The following is a 21,444-nucleotide window of genomic DNA, read 5'->3' on the forward strand; positions in this document are numbered from 1 at the left end:
TCATTAATCTTATTGATTTCTCTTGTTTTTGTCAATCAAGAATGAATATACCATACAGTGCCAATCTACCATTTGTCAATAATTGTTTAATAAAAACATAAAAATATAAGGTTAATTTAAAATCTCTTCCAAGATATCTTCTGCATTTCTTACTAGTTTTGCTCCTTGCTGAATAAGATGATTCGTTCCCGATGCCCCCTCTATAAATATAGGTCCAGGAAGCGCAAATACCTCTCTACTTTGCTCTAACGCAAGGTCCGCAGTAATAAGTGTTCCACTTCTCGATTTCGCTTCTACAACTAAAACACCTTTACTTATACCACTAATAATCCGGTTTCTTTTTGGAAAATACCATTTTTTCGGTGCATAGTGCGGCGGATACTCTGTCAATAACAATATATATTCCTTCCACATTTCATATAAAGGTCTATTTTCTTTCGGATACATAAAAGACAATCCATGCCCTAATATCGCAATAGTCGGGCAATGATGCCTTACTGTAATCTCATGAGACATTGTATCTATCCCTTTTGCAAACCCACTGACAATAAGCCACTCTCTTTCTAATAAAGGGTGTAAAATAAACTTCAAACTCTCATGACCATATAATGATGGTTCTCTCGTTCCAACAACTGCTAATTTATTTACTTTATTCAGGAAATCTTTCTCTCCTTTTCCATATAAAACGAAGGGAGGATCTTGTATTTCACGTAATAATTGCGGATAATTTTCATCCCATATCGTTATATAAAAAATACGATTTTTCTCTAAATAAGATATATATTGCGGAAGATTTGAACTTTGAAGAAATTTTACTAGTTCTGAAGATTTTTTCGAGGATATTCCAGTGTAGTGTTCCATTTGTTTTTCGTTAAAATTATATATGTTCTCTAATTCTGGATCGACATATAGTAGCCTCTCCATCGCTTTCCAATAATCTGCTAGCAAGTAATGAAGATGTAATAATCTCTCTCTTTTCATCTTGATTCTCCTTACCCATAATTTTTATTATGTAAACAGAAAAAGTCTAAAAAGACACCCTCAAGTAAGAAGGTGTCTTTCAACAGATTAATAGTTTTTACAAGTCTCAAATAAACCTTTTTCTTTTAAAACAGAGATTAGCGTTTCTCCCATAACTGCTGGAGTTTCAGCTACTTTAATGCCACAAGCTTCCATTGTTTTAATCTTTTCAGCAGCAGTTCCTTTACCGCCAGAAATGATTGCACCAGCATGGCCCATACGTTTGCCAGCAGGCGCTGTTTGACCACCAATGAAGCCTACAACAGGTTTTGTCATATTAGCTTTTACCCATTCAGCTGCCTCTTCTTCTGCTGTACCGCCGATTTCACCAATCATAATTACAGCATGTGTTTCTTCATCTTCATTAAATGCTTTTAAAGCATCAATAAAGTCTGTACCGTTAACAGGGTCTCCGCCGATACCTACAGCAGTAGATTGGCCAATACCTTCTTGTGTTAACTGATGTACAGCTTCATACGTTAATGTACCAGAGCGAGATACGATACCAACATGACCTTTTTTATGAATATATCCTGGCATAATACCAATCTTACATTCATCCGGTGTGATTACACCTGGGCAGTTTGGTCCAAGTAAACGTGTATGTTTACCCGCCATATATCTCTTTACGTTTACCATATCTAATACAGGAATCCCTTCAGTAATACATACTACTAAATCAATTTCTGCATCAACAGCTTCCATAATTGCATCTGCCGCAAAAGCGGGTGGAACGTATACAACTGAAGCGTTTGCCCCTGTTGCTTTCACTGCATCTTCTACTGTATCAAATACTGGTACACCTTCAATATCAGTGCCGCCCTTACCTGGTGTTACACCACCGACAATTTTCGTACCGTATTCAATCATTTGTTTTGTATGGAATAAACCTTGAGAACCTGTAATACCTTGAACAATAACTTTTGTATCTTTATTAACTAATACGCTCATTTTTCTCCCCCGCTTTCTATTAGCCCACTAGTGAAACAATTTTTTGTGCACCGTCTGCCATAGATTCTGCTGCAACAATATTTAAGCCAGACTCATTTAAAATTTTCTTACCTAGTTCTACGTTTGTACCTTCAAGACGTACAACTAAAGGTAACTCAAGACCTACTTGTTTCGTTGCTTCAATAACACCTTCTGCAATAACATCACACTTCATAATGCCACCAAAAATGTTAACGAAGATACCTTTTACATTTTTGTCAGAAAGGATAATTTTGAATGCTTCTGTAACTTTTTCTGCAGTTGCACCGCCACCAACATCTAAGAAGTTAGCTGGGTCACCGTGGTAATGTTTAATGATATCCATTGTAGCCATCGCTAAACCTGCACCATTAACCATACAACCGATATTTCCATCTAAAGGAATGTAGTTTAAGTCGTATTTTGAAGCTTCAATTTCTTTTGAATCCTCTTCATCAAGATCACGAAGCTCTAAAATGTCTTTATGGCGATATAATGCATTAGAATCAAAGTTTAATTTTGCATCTAATGCCATAACTTTACCTTCACCTGTTGTAACAAGTGGGTTAATCTCAGCGATAGAGCAATCTTTTTCGATAAACGCACGGTATAAGCCCATCATAAACTTCACAGCTTGTCCTACAAGCTCTTTTGGAATATTGATGTTAAATGCGATTCGGCGCGCTTGGAAACCTTGTAAGCCTACTGCTGGATCAATATATTCTTTAAAGATTTTTTCAGGTGTTTTTTCTGCTACTTCTTCAATTTCTGTTCCGCCTTCTTCAGACGCCATTAAAACAACTTGAGAAGTTGCACGATCTAAAACTAGACCTACATAATATTCTTTTTTAATATCGCAACCTTCTTCGATAAGTAAGCGTTTTACTTCCTTACCTTCAGGACCTGTTTGATGTGTCACAAGTGTAGTTCCTAAAATGCTTTCTGCATATGTACGAACTTCATCTAAATTTTTTGCAACTTTTACTCCGCCAGCTTTGCCGCGTCCACCAGCGTGAATTTGTGCTTTCACTACACATACATCTGTTCCTAATTCTTTCGCCGCTTCTACAGCTTCTTCTACTGTAAATGCAACCTTCCCGTTCGGAACGCTAACCCCATAGCTTCTAAGGACTGCCTTACCTTGGTACTCATGGATATTCATGGTCCCATCCTCCCCTGTTTTCCTGTTTTACTCGAAAAGTTTTTTAATGTTTAAAAAACATTACATTGCCATTGTATAAGATGATTGGCACGCTGTCTACAATAAAGTGTCAGAAAACTGAAATCGCTTTATTCTTTTTCGGAAATAGTAATGTTTATATGCCAAAATAAAAAAATAAGCTGTATATTTACAGCTTATTTTTGAATCATATCTTTAATTGGCGCGAATGACTTTCGGTGTTCATCTAATACTCCATGCACTTGAATTGCCTCTAAATGTTGCTTTGTGCCATATCCCATATGTTGCTCAAATCCATATTGAGGATACTTCTCTCCCAGTTCTTTCATCATACGATCTCTCGTTACTTTTGCGATAATGGATGCGGCTGAAATCGAAACACTTTTCGCATCACCTTTAATAATTGATGTTTGCGGAATTGGTGTAGGAAGTTTCATCGCATCAATTAATAAATGTTGGGGTGTACAAGATAAATTCGCAACTGCATCTAACATCGCTTGTTTCGTTGCTTGGTAAATATTAATGTCATCAATAACTTCTGGTGATACAATTCCTACTCCAATTGCAATTGCTTGTACTTTTATTTCATCATAAAAACGCTCACGTTTCGCTTCACTCAACTTTTTCGAATCATTTAACCCTGGAATATAAAAATCCTCAGGAAGAACGACAGCTGCCGTCACAACAGGCCCAGCCAATGGCCCGCGCCCTACTTCATCAATACCCGCGATATATGTGACCCCTTTTTCACGCAAAGCATTTTCATACTTGGACATTTCAAAAAACTTCTCTTTTTCTTTCTGTTCTAACTCTTTTTGTTTATACCACTTCAAAACGAGCTTTTGAACACCTTTTCGATCATCTTTCATTAACAGTTGAAAGCGATCATCTTCTTCATTCATAATTTCTTTCAATACATTTTCCGCTTCTTTTATCGTCATAGTTTGCATTTATACAAGCTCCTTTTTAAACATATCCAAAAAGAAAAGACGCACAAACGCACGTCTTATACTTCTTCTATTTTTTCCACATCTTCTACTTGCTCTGCAAACTCTTCCGGTGTTTCAAACGTCATTTTTCCAAGTTTGCCACCACGAAGCTCACGAAGCACAAGCTCAGATGTCTTATCATAATCAATCATTCCGCCGCCCATTAAGCAGCCTCTATTTTTTCCAATTGCATCGAATAATTCCACAATATCTTCTGGAATCTCATTTAAATTATAGCGTTCTTTCAAGCGTTCTGGATAATGTTTCTCCATAAAACGTAATGCGTAAACAGCTACATCTTGTAAATTTAAAATTGAATCTTTAATTGCACCCGTTGTCGCTAAGCGAAGACCCACTAATTGATCTTCAAATTTAGGCCACAGAATACCTGGTGTATCTAACAATTCCATTTCCTTCCCAACTTTAATCCATTGTTGAGCTGTTGTCACACCTGGACGATCTCCTGTTTTAGCAATATTTTTCTTTGCCAATTTATTAATCAATGTAGATTTACCAACATTTGGTATACCTACAATTAATGCACGAATCGCTCTCGGTCTAATACCTTTTGCAACCATTTTATCAAATTTTTCTTTAACAAGCACTTTACAAGCTGCTGCAATTTCCTTCATACCTTGTCCAGCTTGTGCGTTAATCGAAATTGCCATATGGCCTTTTTCTTTAAAATATGCGATCCATTGTTTTGTTAAACGATCATCCGCCATATCCGCTTTATTTAAAACAACAAGCCTTGGCTTATGTGTAATGATTTCATCAATCATTGGGTTTCGAGATGATAATGGTAATCGAGCATCTACAAGTTCAATTACAACATCAATTAATTTTAATTTCTCCGTTACTTGGCGTCTAGCCTTCGCCATATGCCCTGGAAACCATTGAATTACCATGTTGCCACCTTCTTTTTCATTTATTTCACAATACGTGCGTCTTCTAACGGCCAATATAACATATTAGCTTTACCAATTACTTGATCCATTGAAATCGTACCGATTGAACGGCTATCTTTACTAAAACGACGATTATCACCTAAAACAAATAATTGATCTTTTGGAACGGTTTTCTTGCCTGTCATTTCTTCAAGATTAAAATCATATGTAAGCGGTCCGTCAGCAATTTGCTTTTTCTGCTTGTCTAAATACGGCTCCTCATAAGCCTTTCCGTTAACATACAGTTTATCATTACGATACTCTATTTCATCGCCTGGCAGGCCTATAATGCGCTTAATGTAATCTTTATCTTCTGTTGCTCGAAATACGATAATATCAAAGCGTTTTGGATCTCCAATGTGATAACCAATTTTATTCACAATCATTCGATCACGATCATGTAAAGTAGGTGCCATCGATACCCCGTCTACGAGAATTGGCGCAAAGAAAAACTGTCTAATAACACCAGCTAATACAACAGCAATCAAAATTGCTTTAATCCATTCCCAAAGTGAACTCTTCTCTTTTTTCATGCATTTCCCCTCCACGGTTATGTAAACTGCTCGTATTATACCAAAATTTCATATAGATTGGAAAAAGGGAGCTTGTGCATTTACAAGCTCCCATACATGTCTTATCGAATTTCTTTAATACGTGCTTTTTTACCGCGAAGGTTACGTAAGTAGTATAACTTAGCACGACGTACTTTACCACGGCGAAGTACTTCGATTTTCGCGATTCTTGGCGTGTGAACTGGGAATGTACGCTCAACACCTACACCGTAAGAAATCTTACGAACTGTGAATGTTTCACTGATTCCGCCACCACGACGTTTAATTACAACACCTTCGAAAAGCTGAATTCTTTCACGAGTTCCCTCAACAACTTTTACGTGTACACGTAAAGTGTCACCAGGACGGAATGAAGGAAGGTCAGTTTTTAATTGGCCTTTTGTAATTTCTGCGATTAATTGTTGCATATTAAATTCTCTCCTTTAAACAGATGCTCTTATAAAGTCTTAATAAATTACAGCGGAACATCGTTAATACGGCTACTGATTTCAGTAGCACAAATGTTATAATAGCATATTACTAGGCCTGTTGCAATAGCAAATATATGAAGTTATTACTGCTCTCGCTTTATTTCCTCAAGCCATTTTTTCTCTTGTTTAGATAACTCTCTCTCATCTAATAAATCAGGTCTACGCGTATACGTTCGGCGCAAAGATTCCTTATGTCGCCATTCATCAATGTTTTTATGATTCCCTGACATTAATACATCCGGTACCTTCATACCACGAAAATCAGCTGGACGTGTATAATGAGGATGCTCTAATAAACCTGTACTAAACGAATCCTCTACTTGTGAAGCATGATTTCCTAGCACCCCTGGCAAGAGACGTACCACACTATCAGTAATAACCATAGAGGCTAATTCTCCGCCCGTTAATACATAGTCACCAATAGAAATCTCATCCGTTACGAGATGCTCACGAATTCGTTCGTCATATCCTTCATAATGCCCACATACGAAGATTAAATGTTCTTCCCCTGCAAGCTCTTCCGCTTTCTTCTGCGTAAATCTTTCGCCCTGCGGACACATTAAGACAACTCTCGGCTTACGCTCTGTCTCTTTCGTCAAATCTTCTACAGCATCAAAAATAGGCTGAGGAGTAAGCACCATACCAGCTCCTCCGCCGTAAGGATAATCGTCTACGCTATTATGCTTACTTGTTGTATAATCACGAAAGTTAACAACACGAAGGTTTACCGCTTCTTTTTCTTGCGCCTTCTTTAATATAGAAGATCCAAATACACCGGTAAACATGTCTGGGAACAACGTTAAAATATCAATTTTCATTATAGCAGCCCTTCCATTACATGAATGGTTACTAATTTATTTTCAATATTAACTTGAAGTACAACGTCATCGATATAAGGAATTAAGAGATCTTGACCCTTCGGGCGTTTAATTACCCAAACATCATTTGCACCAGGAGATAGAATCTCTTTGATTGTCCCTAGCGCTTCTCCTTCTTCCGTTACAACACTGCAACCAATAATTTCATGATAGTAGTATTCACCTTCAGCAAGTTCACCTAACTGCTCTTCTGGTACTTTTATTAAAGAACCTTTAAACTTCTCTACTTCATCTACATTGTTATATCCTTCAAATGTTAATAAATCGAATGTCTTATGTTGGCGATGAGAAGTTACCTTTACCGGAAGATAGTCTGTGCCTTTCTCATTCGATATGTATAGCGTGTTTCCTACTTTATATCGCTCTTCTGGAAAATCAGTACGAGAAATAACACGGATTTCTCCTCTTACGCCATGAGTATTTACAATTTTTCCTACATTAAACCATTTTGTCATAAATAGTATGTCACCCCTGGTTTCTATATAAATTAAGCATCTCCATTTCACAGATGGAACATGCAATCTCTATTTAAATGTTAAAAAAGGGAGAGGAATAACTCCTCGCCCTTTTTACGTTTATTGAATTTCCAGTGTTACTTTTTCATCATTATGATGTCCCACTGAATACAAGAGCATTCGAATCGCTTTCGCAACTCTCCCTTGCTTTCCAATGACTTTTCCAACATCCTCAGGATGTACAGTTAATCGATACTTTATCTCTCCGTTGCAAAGTTCCTGTGTAACTTTTACATCTTCAGGATAATCGACAAGAGGCTTGACAATCGTCTCGACTAACTTCTTCATAGTCATTGCCTCAATTACTTACCTTGTTTAGATAAGTGGAATTTCTCCATGATACCTTGGTTAGAGAATAAGTTACGAACTGTATCAGATGGTTTAGCACCATTTCCTAACCATTTTAATGCTGCTTCTTCGTTGATCTTAACTTCAGCTGGTTGAGCAACTGGATTGTAAGTTCCGATTTCCTCAATGAAACGTCCGTCACGAGGAGAACGAGAATCTGCAACAACTACACGATAGAAAGGAGTTTTTTTAGCTCCCATACGTTTTAAACGAATTTTAACTGCCATTTATAAAGCACCTCCGAATTTATTTCACACAGATAATTATATTAGCAAAAAGACTATTGCTTTGTAAAGTATTTTTTCTTAACAGAGCCATCTTTTTTTCCTTACATGAATGGAAACTTCAATCCACCTAGTCCTTTTTTCTTACCTTTTTGCATTCCCGTCATCGTCTTCATCATTTTTTTCATGTCATCGAATTGCTTAATTAGACGATTGATTTCTTGTACAGTTGTACCGCTACCTTTGGCAATGCGCTTTTTGCGACTAGCATTGATTATTTCCGGTTGTTCTCGTTCTAATTTAGTCATAGAACGAATAATTGCCTCAATATGCCCAATTTGTTTTTCATCAACTTGCGCATTTTTCAGCCCTTTAATTTTATTTGCACCAGGAAGCATTCCTAACAATTCATCAAGCGGCCCAAGTTGGCGCACTTGTCCAAGTTGTTCTAGGAAATCGTCAAGCGTAAACGAAAGCGTACGCATTTTTTGCTCAAGTTCTTTTGCTTTCTCTTCATCAACTGTAGCTTGCGCTTTTTCAATCAATGTTAAGACATCGCCCATCCCTAAAATACGGGATGCCATACGCTCTGGATGGAACGCTTCAATTGCATCTAGTTTTTCACCCATACCAGCAAATTTAATCGGCGTGTTTGTTACAGCCTTAATAGATAATGCAGCACCACCGCGCGTATCACCATCTAATTTCGTTAATACAACACCTGTTAAACCTAACTGTTCATGGAAACTTTGTGCAACATTTACCGCGTCTTGCCCCGTCATCGCATCGACAACAAGGAAAATTTCATCCGGTTTCGCAACTTCTTTCACTTTCGCTAATTCATCCATTAATTCTTCATCAATATGCAGGCGACCCGCTGTATCGATTAAAACATAATCGTGATGATCTTCTTTTGCTTTTGCAATCGCTTGTTTCGCAATTTCAACAGGACTTACTTGATCTCCTAAAGAAAATACAGGCATGTCCAATTGCTTCCCTAATGTTTCAAGCTGTTTAATCGCTGCTGGACGGTAAATATCCGCTGCAACAAGCATCGGTTTACGATTATGCTTTTTACGAAGCAAATTCGCAAGCTTACCTGTCGTCGTTGTTTTACCCGCACCTTGCAGACCAACCATCATAATAACAGTCGGTGGCTTATTAGCAACAGCAATTTTGCTTTGCTCTCCGCCCATAAGTTCTGTAAGTTCTTCCTGTACAACTTTAATTACTTGTTGTCCAGGTGTCAAACTTTTCATTACATCTTGTCCGACAGCACGTTCAGACACACGCTTCACAAAATCTTTTACTACTTTAAAGTTAACATCCGCTTCTAAAAGAGCTAGACGAACTTCTCTCATCATTTCTTTCACATCGGCTTCAGAAACTTTTCCTTTGCCGCGGATTTTTTGCATTGTCTGTTGAAGTCGGTCGGCTAATCCTTCAAATGCCATATTGCCGCCCTCCTAATCTAATTTTTCGATAGCTTCAACAACTTGTTTCATTTCTTCATTCACATGCTCTTCTTCGCTGATTAGCTGTTTTAGCTTTGCAACAAGTCGCTGTCGCTCTTGAAACTTTTGAAGTAATACTAATTTTTCTTCATATTCTTCAAGCATCGCTTCAGTCCGTTTAATGTTATCATACACGGCTTGGCGACTTACATCAAATTCTTCCGCAATTTCACCAAGAGATAAATCATCTAGATAATAAAGCGACATATAACTTCTTTGTTTTTGCGTTAACAACGATTGATAAAAATCAAATAAATAGTTCATTCTCGTTGTTTTTTCGAGCATGTTGGATCATCCTTTGTTAAGTGATTTCCCTTTACATGAATTAGTTTACATGTAGTCCAAAAGAGTGTCAAGTTTTTTTCTTAACATCATATATTTTTTATAGAAAAAGAAGCGGAAATACCGCTTCTTTCGCTTATACTTCTTCTGTTTCTACTAAGTTCGCAAATAAACCATACACATATTGTTCTGGATCAAACTGCTGCAAGTCATCCATTTGCTCTCCTAATCCAACAAACTTCACCGGTACATCCATTTCGTTACGAATCGCTAATACAATACCACCTTTAGCAGTTCCATCTAACTTCGTTAAAACAATACCAGTTACATTCGTTGCTTCACGGAATGTTTTCGCTTGGCTTAAACCGTTTTGTCCCGTTGTTGCATCAATAACAAGCAATACTTCATGAGGAGCACCTGGTACTTCACGCTCAATTACACGCTTCACCTTCTCTAACTCTTTCATTAAGTTCACTTTATTTTGCAAGCGTCCTGCTGTGTCACATAGTAATACATCTACCTTACGTGCTTTCGCTGCTTGTACAGCGTCATACATAACCGCCGCTGGATCAGATCCAGATCCTTGTTTAATCACTTCTACACCAACGCGATCGCCCCATACTTCTAATTGTTCAATCGCTCCAGCACGGAATGTATCTCCTGCCGCCAATAGGACTGACTTACCTTCTGATTTAAACTTATGCGCCAGTTTACCAATTGTCGTCGTTTTTCCTACACCATTAACACCAACAAATAAAACGACCGTTAATTGGTCCTCTTGCATATTAATTTCGTTACTAAAATCGCTGTCACCTTTGTAAATTCCTACTAGTTTTTCTGAAATAACAGCTTGTACTTCTTTTGGATCTTGAATGTTACGACGTTGTACTTCTTCTTTCAATTGGTCAATTAATTCCATTACCGTCGCAACGCCAACGTCTGCACCGATTAAAATTTCTTCTAACTCTTCGAAGAAATCTTCGTCCACTTTACGGTAACGATACACTAAATCATTCACTTTATCCGCAAATGAATTTCTCGTTTTTTCTAATCCTTGTTTAAATTTCTCTGTAACTGTATCCGTTTGTTTTGAAATTTTTTCTTTTAGTTTTTTAAAAAAACTCATACTTTCCCATCCTTCCTATTCACTTGCAATAAGTTCTTCTCCGGCGTCTAAACGAACCGAAACAAGTTTAGATACCCCTGATTCTTGCATTGTTACACCGTACAACACATCAGACTCTTCCATTGTACCTTTTCTATGTGTAATTACAATAAACTGCGTCTCATCACTGAATTTCTTTAAATACTGTGCAAAACGAGCTACATTCGCCTCATCAAGGGCTGCCTCTACCTCATCTAGTACACAGAACGGTACTGGGCGTACTTTTAAAATACCAAATAAAAGCGCAATTGCTGTTAAAGCACGCTCTCCACCTGAAAGTAAACCTAAGTTCTGCAGTTTCTTCCCTGGCGGTTGTGCTACAATATCAATACCCGTATTTAGTAAATCCTCTGGATTAGTCATTACTAAATCTGCTCTACCGCCTCCAAATAATTCAGAGAATACCGATTGAAACTCCATTCTAATGCCTTCAAACGTAGTAGAAAAGCGTTTTTTCATTTCTTCATCCATTTCGGTAATAAGCTGGTGCAATGTCGCTTTCGCTTCTTCTAGGTCGTCTCTCTGCTCTAGTAAGAATGTATGACGCTCCGCTACACGTTCATATTCATCAATTGCCCCTAGGTTCACTGTACCTAACTCTTCTATGGATAATTTGATTAATTTTACTTTCTTACGCGCATCTTCTGCAGGCATTGTCATTGTATATTTTAGTTTTGCCGCTTCAAATGAAATCGTATATGTTTCACGTAAATGTTGTAATCTATTTTCCAACTCTACATCAAGTCGATTTATTCTCACTTCTTGATCTTTCAACATTTCAAGAATATATTTATGTTTACCTGTCGTTTCTTTCAAATGGTGCTCTAAATGTTCTACTCTCTCTTGCAACGATACACGTTGTTCACGACGAGAGCGAATTAATTCTGAAGTTTGATTACGATCATATGCTTTCTTCTCAATCATATTCGTAATTTGCTCTTCACCACTTGAATTAGATGTCATTTCTTGTTTTAAGAACGCTAAATCCTCTTTCGTTTTTACAAGTGTCGCATCCGTTTCTTCTTTTTCCTTCGTCAATCGTTCAACTTTTTCTTTTTGATTAGATAAGCGTTGTTGCTTTTCAGCTGCCAGCACTTTTAACTCAGTCATTTCTTTTTGAACTTTTTCTTTCGAAGAATGTTGCTCACTTTTTTGTTTTGTTAAAGCTACAATTTTACTATCTAACTTAGTGATTTCAGCTTGAAGATTCGTTAAAACCCCTTCTAACTCCTCTTTACGCCCTTGCATTTTTACTCGATCTTGTAAAAAACCTTCAATCTCTAAATCATAAATAGACAACCGATCATTAATACGATGTTCTTCTAATTCTAAACGATTAATCTCTTCTCTTAATTTCTGCTCATCTACACGATCTGCTTCTACAGTTTGCCTTAGTTCGCGTATTTTCACTTCTTTTTCTTGAATCTCTTGTTTTACTGCTTTAACAAAGTTTTCTAACTTCGTTGTTTTTTCTTCCATATCAGTTAACTTGCGAGTCCACTCTTCCAGTTCACGTTGGCGTCCTAATAAAGAAGATTTCGCTTGCTTTACCGCCCCACCAGTCATAGAACCGCCAGGATTCACTACGTCACCTTCGATTGTTACAATACGATAACGGTATTGCAGTTGTTTCGCCAACTCATTTGCTCCACGTAAATCTTTCGCAACAATAACAGTACCTAATAAATTTGAAACTACATTTTCATATTTATTGTTGTACTGCACAAGTTCTGCCGCCACACCTACAAACGATGGGTGTTGATTTGCAATGCGTAATTGCTCAAATGATAACGATCTGCTTTTAATAACAGCTTGCGGTAAAAACGTTGCACGTCCCTGTTTATTTTGCTTTAAAAATGCAATCGCATTACGAGCATGTTCCTCTGTTTGTACAACAATATGCTGCATCGCTGCACCTAGAGCGATTTCCATTGCAACTTCGTATTCTTTCGGTACCGTTAACAGTTCCGCAACAGCACCCTCGATACCTTGCAACCTATTTTCTCTAGCTTTCAATACTTCACGTACACCTTGATAGAATCCAGAATAATCTTCTTGCATCTCTTCAAGCATTTCTTTTCGAGAACGTGCCTGTTGCACAAATTGATATGCTTGATACAGTTTTGTTTCATTTTCACTATACTGCGTCTTACATTTCCCAAGCGCCGCCTCTGTCTTCTGTATGTTTGAGAGAATGCCAGCTACTTTTTCTTTCGCTTGTTCGTAACTTTCTACAAGTTTCGTCTTTTTCGCTGTAATTTCCATACGCATTTCTACATATTTCGCATTCTCTTCATCTAGACGCTCGTTTTTAGACGTTTGCTGTTTCGATTGTTCTTCAATCATAGATAATTCATTACGATGACTAGCTTGTTGATTTAAAAGCTCAATATAGTCACCTTTTAAATTCTCAATCTGTTCCTCTAAATTGTCAGCAAAAGTAGCAAGCAGTTGCTCATTATCATGCAATTTTTGCTCCAACTCTTTTACTTCATTCACAAATTGCATTAAAGCTTCTGTACTTGACTCAATCTCACCATCGTAACTTTTAGCTTTCTCTGTTAATTCAACAATTAACTGCTCAAGTTGCGCACAATGCGTCGTAGCATTTTGCTTTCTCTCTTTTAACAACTCTCGCTGCCCTTCTAGTTTTTCTAGCTCTTTACTAGAAAGAAGAAGTACTTCTTGTAACGAATCTACAGACTCATCTACCGCCTGTAATTGTCCTCGTAATTCCTCAAGCTCTTCTTCACTTTTTTGTAAATTCGTTGACATTTTAGCTTCTTCGTTTTTATTATGCCCAAACTGATTTCGAAGCGCTTCCCATTTCTCATGCAGTTCTTCAATTTCATGGACAATAAGCGCAGCTTCTACTTTCTCTAATTCTTCTTTATTCTCAAGATAATCTTTCGCAATAGAAGCTTGTCTTTCTAAAGGTTCTACTTGACTACTTAATTCATGAATTATATCTTGTACACGATTTAAGTTTTCTTGTGTTTCTGCTAATTTTCCTTCAGCTTTCTTTTTGCGAAGTTTGTATTTTAATACGCCTGCCGCTTCTTCAAATACACCTCGACGCTCTTCTGACTTACTACTTAAAATCTCTTCCACTTTCCCCTGGCTAATAATTGAAAAAGCTTCTCTTCCCATACCAGAGTCCATAAATAAATCGATAATATCTTTCAATCTACATGATTGTTTATTAATATAAAAATCACTATCACCTGAACGAGATACACGACGTGTTACACACACCTCATTGTATTCAATTGGTAAACGTTGATCTTCATTATTTAAAGTTATTGTTACTTCAGCAACATTAACCGCTCTCCTCGTATCACTGCCTGCAAAAATAATATCCTCCATCTTTGCACCACGTAATGATTTTGCAGATTGTTCACCAAGTACCCAGCGAATTGCATCAGTAATATTACTTTTCCCGCTTCCATTAGGTCCTACTACAGAAGTTACACCTGGGACAAAATCAACAGATACATGCTCAGCAAAAGACTTAAACCCTGCTATTTCTAATCTTTTTAAAAACACGAAAGGCCTTCCTCCTATTCTCCGTCGTTATAAATGTTCTCTATATAAAAACAAGTATTATACGGATTTACCTTCTTTTTCTTTATAAACAAAAAGAAAGTTTCATTCTATGCATAAGGAATCCCCCTCATTCAAAGGGGGATTCCTTATAGTTGTTCTTTTAATTTTTTCAATGCTTCTGCAGCAGCTTGTTGCTCTGCTTCTTTTTTCGACTTACCACTACCAAGACCTAAAGCTACGTTATTTAACGTAACACGTGACACAAATTCTCGATTGTGAGCTGGTCCTTTTTCTTGCAAAATTTGATACTCAACATTGCCACTGCCATCACGCTGAATCAATTCTTGCAACTGACTCTTATAATCCATCACATGAGAAAAAGCACCCTCATTAATTTTCGGATATACAATTTCTTTTAAGAATTCCCAAACTGTTTCTAGCCCTTGATCAAGATAAAGGGCACCAATAAACGCTTCAAAGACATCCGCTAATAAAGCTGGTCGTTCACGTCCACCTGTCATTTCTTCACCTTTTCCTAATAAAACAAGGCTGCCAAATGACAATTCGTTCGCAAAACGAACAAGAGATGGCTCACATACAATAGCTGCACGTAGTTTTGTTAACTCTCCTTCGCTCATTGTCGGATATTTTTGAAACAGATACTGTGATACAGTCAGTTCCAATACTGCATCTCCAAGAAATTCAAGACGCTCATTATCTTCATGCGGTTTTTTTCGATGCTCATTCACATACGATGAATGCGTAAATGCTTGAATCAATAATTTTTCATCTGTAAACGTAATACCTATCTTTTCTTGAAACACTTTAAATGCTTCACGATATTTTGTTTCGTATTTTTTTTCTCTATATTTTCGGTACGGCATAGGTCCCTCCAGATATAAGCCAGAAAGCCCCGCTAAAAAACGGGACTTCACTTAAGCATTATAGATGACTCTCTATGTAAGTCACAGCATCGCCAACAGTAGCAATCTTTTCAGCATCTTCATCAGAAATTTCCATTTCGAATTCATCTTCTAATTGCATTACAAGTTCTACTACATCTAGGGAGTCTGCTCCTAAATCTTCCTTGAAGCTTGCAGCTGGTACTACCTCAGTCTCTTCTACTCCTAAACGATCAACGATGATTTTTGTTACGCGCTCTAAAACATCTGCCATTCCATTCACCTCCCCTCAAATATTATATTAAATATTGACCAAAAAAACTAGGTGAAATCGATTCTTTTATTACATTACCATACCGCCATCAACATTTAACGTTTGACCTGTAACATATTTGCTTTGATCAGAAGCAAAAAACGTTACAGCATTCGCGATATCTTGCGCTTCACCAAATTGAGCAGCTGGAATAACTTTTAACATTTCAGCTTTAATATTCTCATCTAGTACATCCGTCATATCAGTCGCAATAAAGCCCGGCGCAATTGCATTCACTGTAATATTTCGACTTGCTAACTCTTTTGCAGATGTTTTTGTTAATCCAATAACACCCGCTTTAGCAGCAACATAATTAGCTTGTCCTGGGTTTCCTATGACACCAACAACAGAAGCGATATTTATAATTCTACCGTGACGTTGACGCATCATATAACGAGATACTGCTTTTGTACATAAGAATACACCTTTTAAGTTTGTATTAATAACTGTATCCCATTCTTCTTCTTTCATACGCATTAATAAATTATCTTTCGTTACACCAGCATTATTTACAAGAATATCAACTTGTCCAAATGTATCTACTGTTTGTTTCACCATATTTGTAACATCATCAGCATTTGCAACATCTGCTCTTACCGCAATTGCATCAGAACCTAATTTTTTAATTTCATCTACTACTTCATTTGCTTTTTGTTCATTGCCAGCATAATTTACTACTACATTTGCCCCTTGTTTCGCTAAATCGATCGCAATCGCGCGACCAATTCCACGTGAAGCGCCAGTTACTAATGCTACCTTCCCTTTTAACATCAGTTTTCTCCTCTCAAATTTGAAATGGTATCTTTTAATGTCTCTTCATCGTATATCGCATATGCTTTTACTGATGAATCAATTGACTTCATAAGTCCAGCAAGTACTTTTCCAGGTCCAATTTCAATAAATGTATCTACTCCCTGCTTCACCATATATTCAATAGACGGGTACCATAATACAGGCGAATAAAGCTGTTCGATTAACTTTTCTTGAATGTCTGCACCACGTGTAATAACTTCCGCCGTAACATTTGCAATAACAGGAATATTCGTGTCATGAATTGTAATTTCATTTAAAACACTTTGGAACTTCTCAGCTGCCGGCTTCATAAGTGAAGAATGGAATGGCCCACTTACTTTTAGTGGAATCGCTCTCTTTGCACCATTTTCTTTCGCTCTTTGAGAGGCAACCTCTACGCCTTGCTTCGTTCCAGAAATTACAATTTGCTTCGTACTATTCATATTAGCGATTTGCACTGCATATCCTTCACTTGTTACTTCTTCTGTAACTTGTTTCAGCATATGTGGGTCAGCACCTAATATAGCTGCCATTGCGCCTTCCCCTCCCGGAACAGCTTCTTCCATATATTCCCCGCGTTTCCTTACAGCATATACAGCATCTTCAAAAGTTAATGCACCAGCTGCTACAAGAGCGCTATATTCACCTAAACTATGACCAGCGACAAAGTCAGGTGTAATGTCATACTCTTTCAAAGCTGTCAAAATAGCAAAACTCGTTGTTAATAATGCAGGCTGCGCATTTGTTGTTAATGTCAGCTTTTCCTGCGGTCCTTCAAAAATCACTTCTGAAAGTGAATCTTGCAACACCTCATCTGCTTTTGCAAACACTTTTGCAACCTCTTTATTATTCTCTGCTAATTGTTTACCCATTCCAACTGCCTGTGAACCTTGGCCCGGAAAAAGAAATGCTATTTTTCCCATTTCAAATCCTCCTCTTATTGGAGTGACTCTTTCTCCATTACGCTTGAAATCGTAGGAATTACTTCTTTCGCTACCATTTCTCTCGTTTGACGAATCGCACTAAATACCGACTGGTCATTAGAAGAACCGTGAGCCTTAATGACAGGTGCTTTCAATCCAAATAATGCAGCTCCGCCATACTCCGAATAATCCATTTTATCTTTTAATACCATAAGTTTTGGCTTTAATACCGCCGCTGCTAATTTGCTCGTAAATGAACTCATTAATTGTTCTTTCAACATAGAGAATAGCGCAAGTGCTGTTCCCTCTAATGATTTCAACGCTACATTCCCTGTAAAACCATCACATACAACAACATCTGCTACACCTTGCAATAAATCTCTTGATTCAACGTTCCCAACGAAATTAATTGGCGCATCTTTAAGCATTGCAAATACTTGCTTTGAAAGCTCGTTTCCTTTTCCATCCTCTGTTCCAACGTTTAATAGTCCAACGCGAGGATTTTCAATTCCTCTTACCTTCTCAGCATAAACAGATCCCATTACTGCATATTGATATAAATGAATTGGTTTTGCATCAACATTTGCTCCAACATCTAACATAACAAAACCTTTTCCATCTACAGTCGGCATTGTAGGCGATAAAGCTGGTCGCTCAATTCCTTCCATACGACCGACAACAAATAATCCAGCTGCCATTAAAGCTCCTGTACTACCTGCGGATATACAAGCGTCTGCTTCTCCATCCTTTACTTGTTGTGCCGCAAGCACCATTGAAGCTTGTTTTTTTCGACGAACCGCTCTTACTGGTTCCTCCGTTGATTCTATTTTTTCGTCTGTATGAAGAATAGTAATTCGTTCATCACTCGTTAAGTATTGACGAATTTCCTCTTCTTTCCCTACTAACGTAATATGTAAATCAGAATATTCCTTAATAGCTTTCATTGCCCCTAATACTACAGCCTTTGGAGCGTGATCTCCGCCCATTGCATCTATTGCGATTTTCATAAGTTGTTACCTTCCTCACTATAATTACTAGATCGATACATTTCAAAAGTGCCTGTAAAAACAAGTTCTTCTCCAACGAAGCTACGCACTTTGACAACCGTCCGTCCCTTATCATTCTCTACATCTTCAACGCGCGCTTTTGCAACAACACGCTCTCCTAATTTTACAGGGCGAATGTATCGAATGGTAGACTTTGCAGTTAAAGCTAATTCTTCATCAATAACCGCAACAGCTAGTGAGTTTGCTTGTGCAAACAGATGATGCCCACGGGCAATTTGATTTCTTTTAAATACATGTTCTACCTTTACTTCAAAGATAGAGATTGCATGTCTATCTAATTCAATATCAATAATTTCTCCAACAACCTCTTCTAACGGTAAAGATTTCACATCTTCTTCATGTTGCTTTGTAGCTACATGTTTAATTCTCTCTCTTAATTCAGGAATAGACAATTCCATACGATCAAGTCGTACTGTTTGTATACTCACTTGAAATTTTTCCGCTAAATCTTCATCCGTAATAAAAGGATTTGATTCGATTGTTTGTTGTAATAACTCTTGTCTTTCTTTTTTACTTCTTCTTTTTTTCATACCGCACCATCCATTTTTATGACTAGGTACTAACAGTAGTATATAATCATTAAAAGTAGAATGCAACAAAAACTTTTGTTGACTCCCTTTAATCGAGCTTCTCTCCTTGGAACACACCTGTCCCATCAAGATACGTACGCAAGGCAGCGTACTGATCATTGTGCCAAAACGCTTCTGAATCTACTAGTATCGCCGCATCTTGCCTTGCTGTTTCTAACGCTCGATAATCATGTACCATGTCAGCAACCTTAAATTCTGGTAAGCCACTTTGCTTACTCCCAAAGAAATCTCCAGGACCTCGTAATTCTAAATCTTTTTCTGACAATACAAATCCATCATTTGTTTCAGTCATTATGCGCATTCTTTCTTTCCCTGTTTCTGATTTAGGGTCTGCTATTAATAAACAATATGATTGTTCACTACCACGGCCGACACGCCCTCTAAGCTGATGAAGCTGCGATAAACCGAAACGTTCTGCATCATAAATAACCATTACAGTCGCATTCGGTACGTTCACACCTACTTCAACAACTGTTGTCGATACAAGAATTTGCACTTTATTTTCACTAAACTGTCCCATTATCTCTTCTTTTTCCTGAGACGATAATCTCCCATGCATCAATCCAACTTGGCATTTCCCTTGGTAATGATGCGTCAGCATACTATGTAAGTCGATAGCATTTTGCACATCAAGTTTCTCAGATTCTTCAATTAGAGGACAAATAACGTATGCCTGTCTTCCTTTTTTTATCTCCTTTTCAACAAAACCGAGAACGCGATCTAACATATCATGTTTTGCCCAATATGTTTCAATCACCTTTCTACCTGCTGGCATCTCATCGATTATCGAAACATCCATCTCTCCAAATGCAGTAATTGCAAGCGTACGCGGAATTGGTGTCGCTGTCATAAATAATACATCTGGACTTTCACCTTTCTCCCGTAAAACTCGGCGCTGCGCTACACCAAATCGATGCTGTTCATCTGTAATAACGAGACCCAACCTATGAAATATAACTTCATCTTGAATTAAGGCATGCGTTCCAACAAGAATATCTATTTCTCCTTGTTCTAACTTCGCTAAAATTTCTCGACGTCTCGCACCTTTAACAGAACTTGTTAACAGTTCCACCTTCATACCAAAATGCGAAAACGTTTCAGCAAGCGACTGATAATGTTGCTCAGCTAAAATTTCTGTAGGAACCATTAAAGCACCTTGATAATGAGCTAATTTCGATGCATAAAGGCCAATCGCAGCAACAACTGTTTTCCCAGAACCAACGTCACCTTGCAATAGTCGGTTCATCCGATAAGGAGATGTCATATCTTTCAAAATTTCATCTACAACTCGGCGCTGCGCACCCGTTAATGGAAACGGCAGTGCATCGATAAATTCTTGTAATTCTACTGAGGGAATCTCTTTCTTCGTCCCTTTTGAATTTTCCCTCTCCATTTTCCGGAGCGTTTGCATTTTCAGCTGAAATAAGAAAAATTCTTCATATACAAAACGGCGACGCGCTTGCTTCAAATCTTCCTGTCCTACCGGAAAATGCAATGCCCTAAGCGCTTCATATCTTGGTAATAATTTATATCGCCCTAACAAACCATCCGGTAACACTTCGACTATAGAATCTCCATATTCCTTTAACGCTTGAGCAATAAAACGACGCATCTGTTTTACTGTAAGTTTCCCCTTTACTGAATAAACAGGTTCCACTTCTTGTTGACGTACAACCGGCCCAAAATGAAGTTCTGATACAGCAATTGTTTGACGATGTTGATCCCATTTACCAGTAATCGTTACCGTTTCATCTAACTTTAATTTTTGCTTATAGTAAGGCCTATTAAAACATACCGCCGTAATTAAATAACGACCGACGAGAACACGAACTGTTAAACGCGATTTCTTCTTACCATAATATTGCAGCAAAGGAGCACTATGAATCTTCCCTTCAACCGTTACACGTTCATCATGCTTTACTTCAGCAAGATCTTTCATCGCATAATCTTCATAACGGTATGGAAAATGTTCTAATAGATGAGAAACTGTGTAAATACCCATCTCATGTAGTAACTCAGATGTTTCTCCTCCGATCCCCTTTACATCCGTAACAGGAACTTGTACAACATCATTCAAGATTCTCACACCCCGTCACATTATTTTCTTTATTGCATTTTATTTGAGTACCAATTAGCATCTGTAATCGCTCTCTTTCACCTTATATATTCTATCATAGGCATTCTAAGAGAAACTACTCAAATCCCTTATATAAAACAAGTAAAAAAGAGCCTCACTAT

General features: G+C 37.6%; 22 protein-coding genes. All 22 read right to left on the bottom strand.

Features of this window, described 5'->3' with window-relative positions; genetic code table 11:
* Positions 1-111: 111 nt before the first annotated feature.
* Positions 112-981, bottom strand: coding sequence for a DNA-processing protein DprA (gene dprA, locus NST86_RS19485; RefSeq protein ID WP_000818039.1), 870 nt, complete (start codon positions 979-981; stop codon positions 112-114).
* Between the two features lie 87 nt (positions 982-1,068).
* The gene (gene sucD / locus NST86_RS19490) at positions 1,069-1,971 is read right to left on the bottom strand and encodes a succinate--CoA ligase subunit alpha (RefSeq protein WP_000115178.1); all 903 of its coding nucleotides are present in this window, start codon (positions 1,969-1,971) and stop codon (positions 1,069-1,071) included.
* A gap of 19 nt (positions 1,972-1,990) precedes the next feature.
* Positions 1,991-3,151 carry an ADP-forming succinate--CoA ligase subunit beta gene (gene sucC, locus NST86_RS19495; protein WP_001020791.1) on the bottom strand — a complete coding sequence of 387 codons (1,161 nt, stop codon included), beginning with the start codon at positions 3,149-3,151 and terminating at the stop codon, positions 1,991-1,993.
* Positions 3,152-3,345: 194 nt separating this feature from the next.
* Positions 3,346-4,119 (bottom strand): ribonuclease HII, encoded by a 774-nt coding sequence (locus NST86_RS19500; protein WP_001194262.1) that lies wholly within the window; start codon positions 4,117-4,119, stop codon positions 3,346-3,348.
* Positions 4,120-4,175: 56 nt separating this feature from the next.
* The gene (gene ylqF, locus NST86_RS19505; protein WP_000236702.1) at positions 4,176-5,066 is read right to left on the bottom strand and encodes a ribosome biogenesis GTPase YlqF; all 891 of its coding nucleotides are present in this window, start codon (positions 5,064-5,066) and stop codon (positions 4,176-4,178) included.
* A 20-nt stretch (positions 5,067-5,086) separates the two neighbouring features.
* Entirely contained in the window at positions 5,087-5,638 is a 552-nt protein-coding gene (gene lepB / locus NST86_RS19510) for a signal peptidase I (protein ID WP_000711853.1), read from the bottom strand.
* A 101-nt stretch (positions 5,639-5,739) separates the two neighbouring features.
* Positions 5,740-6,084 (bottom strand): 50S ribosomal protein L19, encoded by a 345-nt coding sequence (gene rplS / locus NST86_RS19515; RefSeq protein WP_001186516.1) that lies wholly within the window; start codon positions 6,082-6,084, stop codon positions 5,740-5,742.
* A 146-nt stretch (positions 6,085-6,230) separates the two neighbouring features.
* Positions 6,231-6,965: a tRNA (guanosine(37)-N1)-methyltransferase TrmD gene (gene trmD, locus NST86_RS19520; protein ID WP_000686903.1), complete on the bottom strand. Its 735-nt coding sequence runs from the start codon at positions 6,963-6,965 to the stop codon at positions 6,231-6,233.
* Positions 6,965-7,480: a ribosome maturation factor RimM gene (gene rimM / locus NST86_RS19525; RefSeq protein ID WP_000170278.1), complete on the bottom strand. Its 516-nt coding sequence runs from the start codon at positions 7,478-7,480 to the stop codon at positions 6,965-6,967. The genes trmD and rimM overlap by 1 nt, the downstream gene beginning before the upstream one ends.
* 120 nt (positions 7,481-7,600) lie before the next feature.
* Positions 7,601-7,828 (bottom strand): KH domain-containing protein, encoded by a 228-nt coding sequence (locus NST86_RS19530; RefSeq protein WP_000737401.1) that lies wholly within the window; start codon positions 7,826-7,828, stop codon positions 7,601-7,603.
* Positions 7,829-7,842: 14 nt separating this feature from the next.
* Entirely contained in the window at positions 7,843-8,115 is a 273-nt protein-coding gene (rpsP, locus tag NST86_RS19535) for a 30S ribosomal protein S16 (protein WP_000268750.1), read from the bottom strand.
* 101 nt (positions 8,116-8,216) lie between these two features.
* On the bottom strand, positions 8,217-9,566 hold the full coding sequence (ffh, locus tag NST86_RS19540; protein WP_000863460.1) for a signal recognition particle protein: 1,350 nt from the start codon (positions 9,564-9,566) through the stop codon (positions 8,217-8,219).
* A 12-nt stretch (positions 9,567-9,578) separates the two neighbouring features.
* Positions 9,579-9,911, bottom strand: coding sequence for a putative DNA-binding protein (locus tag NST86_RS19545; protein ID WP_000891062.1), 333 nt, complete (start codon positions 9,909-9,911; stop codon positions 9,579-9,581).
* 133 nt (positions 9,912-10,044) lie between these two features.
* On the bottom strand, positions 10,045-11,034 hold the full coding sequence (gene ftsY / locus NST86_RS19550; protein WP_000007655.1) for a signal recognition particle-docking protein FtsY: 990 nt from the start codon (positions 11,032-11,034) through the stop codon (positions 10,045-10,047).
* A 15-nt stretch (positions 11,035-11,049) separates the two neighbouring features.
* Positions 11,050-14,619, bottom strand: coding sequence for a chromosome segregation protein SMC (gene smc / locus NST86_RS19555; protein WP_000478955.1), 3,570 nt, complete (start codon positions 14,617-14,619; stop codon positions 11,050-11,052).
* Positions 14,620-14,765: 146 nt separating this feature from the next.
* Positions 14,766-15,503: a ribonuclease III gene (gene rncS / locus NST86_RS19560; protein WP_001146875.1), complete on the bottom strand. Its 738-nt coding sequence runs from the start codon at positions 15,501-15,503 to the stop codon at positions 14,766-14,768.
* Positions 15,504-15,561: 58 nt separating this feature from the next.
* Positions 15,562-15,795, bottom strand: coding sequence for an acyl carrier protein (gene acpP / locus NST86_RS19565; RefSeq protein ID WP_000786062.1), 234 nt, complete (start codon positions 15,793-15,795; stop codon positions 15,562-15,564).
* 69 nt (positions 15,796-15,864) lie between these two features.
* On the bottom strand, positions 15,865-16,605 hold the full coding sequence (gene fabG / locus NST86_RS19570; RefSeq protein ID WP_000911774.1) for a 3-oxoacyl-[acyl-carrier-protein] reductase: 741 nt from the start codon (positions 16,603-16,605) through the stop codon (positions 15,865-15,867).
* The gene (fabD, locus tag NST86_RS19575) at positions 16,605-17,549 is read right to left on the bottom strand and encodes an ACP S-malonyltransferase (RefSeq protein ID WP_016118545.1); all 945 of its coding nucleotides are present in this window, start codon (positions 17,547-17,549) and stop codon (positions 16,605-16,607) included. Before fabD ends, fabG begins: the two co-directional genes overlap by 1 nt.
* A 14-nt stretch (positions 17,550-17,563) precedes the next feature.
* Positions 17,564-18,556 (bottom strand): phosphate acyltransferase PlsX, encoded by a 993-nt coding sequence (gene plsX / locus NST86_RS19580; protein WP_000684101.1) that lies wholly within the window; start codon positions 18,554-18,556, stop codon positions 17,564-17,566.
* Positions 18,553-19,146 carry a transcription factor FapR gene (gene fapR / locus NST86_RS19585; protein WP_000747349.1) on the bottom strand — a complete coding sequence of 198 codons (594 nt, stop codon included), beginning with the start codon at positions 19,144-19,146 and terminating at the stop codon, positions 18,553-18,555. Before fapR ends, plsX begins: the two co-directional genes overlap by 4 nt.
* Before the next feature lie 88 nt (positions 19,147-19,234).
* On the bottom strand, positions 19,235-21,283 hold the full coding sequence (gene recG / locus NST86_RS19590) for an ATP-dependent DNA helicase RecG (protein WP_001000813.1): 2,049 nt from the start codon (positions 21,281-21,283) through the stop codon (positions 19,235-19,237).
* Positions 21,284-21,444: the final 161 nt, after the last annotated feature.

Origin of the sequence: Bacillus sp. FSL L8-0199 (assembly GCF_038005705.1) — a bacterium.
Taxonomy (GTDB): Bacteria; Bacillota; Bacilli; order Bacillales; family Bacillaceae_G; genus Bacillus_A; species Bacillus_A cereus.

Bases quoted from the DNA above. Each gene is read 5' to 3' on its own strand.
- dprA (WP_000818039.1), bottom strand. From the start codon at position 981: ATGAAAAGAGAGAGATTATTACATCTTCATTACTTGCTAGCAGATTAT.
- sucD (WP_000115178.1), bottom strand. From the start codon at position 1,971: ATGAGCGTATTAGTTAATAAAGATACAAAAGTTATTGTTCAAGGTATT.
- sucC (WP_001020791.1), bottom strand. From the start codon at position 3,151: ATGAATATCCATGAGTACCAAGGTAAGGCAGTCCTTAGAAGCTATGGG.
- NST86_RS19500 (WP_001194262.1), bottom strand. From the start codon at position 4,119: ATGCAAACTATGACGATAAAAGAAGCGGAAAATGTATTGAAAGAAATT.
- ylqF (WP_000236702.1), bottom strand. From the start codon at position 5,066: ATGGTAATTCAATGGTTTCCAGGGCATATGGCGAAGGCTAGACGCCAA.
- lepB (WP_000711853.1), bottom strand. From the start codon at position 5,638: ATGAAAAAAGAGAAGAGTTCACTTTGGGAATGGATTAAAGCAATTTTG.
- rplS (WP_001186516.1), bottom strand. From the start codon at position 6,084: ATGCAACAATTAATCGCAGAAATTACAAAAGGCCAATTAAAAACTGAC.
- trmD (WP_000686903.1), bottom strand. From the start codon at position 6,965: ATGAAAATTGATATTTTAACGTTGTTCCCAGACATGTTTACCGGTGTA.
- rimM (WP_000170278.1), bottom strand. From the start codon at position 7,480: ATGACAAAATGGTTTAATGTAGGAAAAATTGTAAATACTCATGGCGTA.
- NST86_RS19530 (WP_000737401.1), bottom strand. From the start codon at position 7,828: ATGAAGAAGTTAGTCGAGACGATTGTCAAGCCTCTTGTCGATTATCCT.
- rpsP (WP_000268750.1), bottom strand. From the start codon at position 8,115: ATGGCAGTTAAAATTCGTTTAAAACGTATGGGAGCTAAAAAAACTCCT.
- ffh (WP_000863460.1), bottom strand. From the start codon at position 9,566: ATGGCATTTGAAGGATTAGCCGACCGACTTCAACAGACAATGCAAAAA.
- NST86_RS19545 (WP_000891062.1), bottom strand. From the start codon at position 9,911: ATGCTCGAAAAAACAACGAGAATGAACTATTTATTTGATTTTTATCAA.
- ftsY (WP_000007655.1), bottom strand. From the start codon at position 11,034: ATGAGTTTTTTTAAAAAACTAAAAGAAAAAATTTCAAAACAAACGGAT.
- rncS (WP_001146875.1), bottom strand. From the start codon at position 15,503: ATGCCGTACCGAAAATATAGAGAAAAAAAATACGAAACAAAATATCGT.
- acpP (WP_000786062.1), bottom strand. From the start codon at position 15,795: ATGGCAGATGTTTTAGAGCGCGTAACAAAAATCATCGTTGATCGTTTA.
- fabG (WP_000911774.1), bottom strand. From the start codon at position 16,605: ATGTTAAAAGGGAAGGTAGCATTAGTAACTGGCGCTTCACGTGGAATT.
- fabD (WP_016118545.1), bottom strand. From the start codon at position 17,549: ATGGGAAAAATAGCATTTCTTTTTCCGGGCCAAGGTTCACAGGCAGTT.
- plsX (WP_000684101.1), bottom strand. From the start codon at position 18,556: ATGAAAATCGCAATAGATGCAATGGGCGGAGATCACGCTCCAAAGGCT.
- fapR (WP_000747349.1), bottom strand. From the start codon at position 19,146: ATGAAAAAAAGAAGAAGTAAAAAAGAAAGACAAGAGTTATTACAACAA.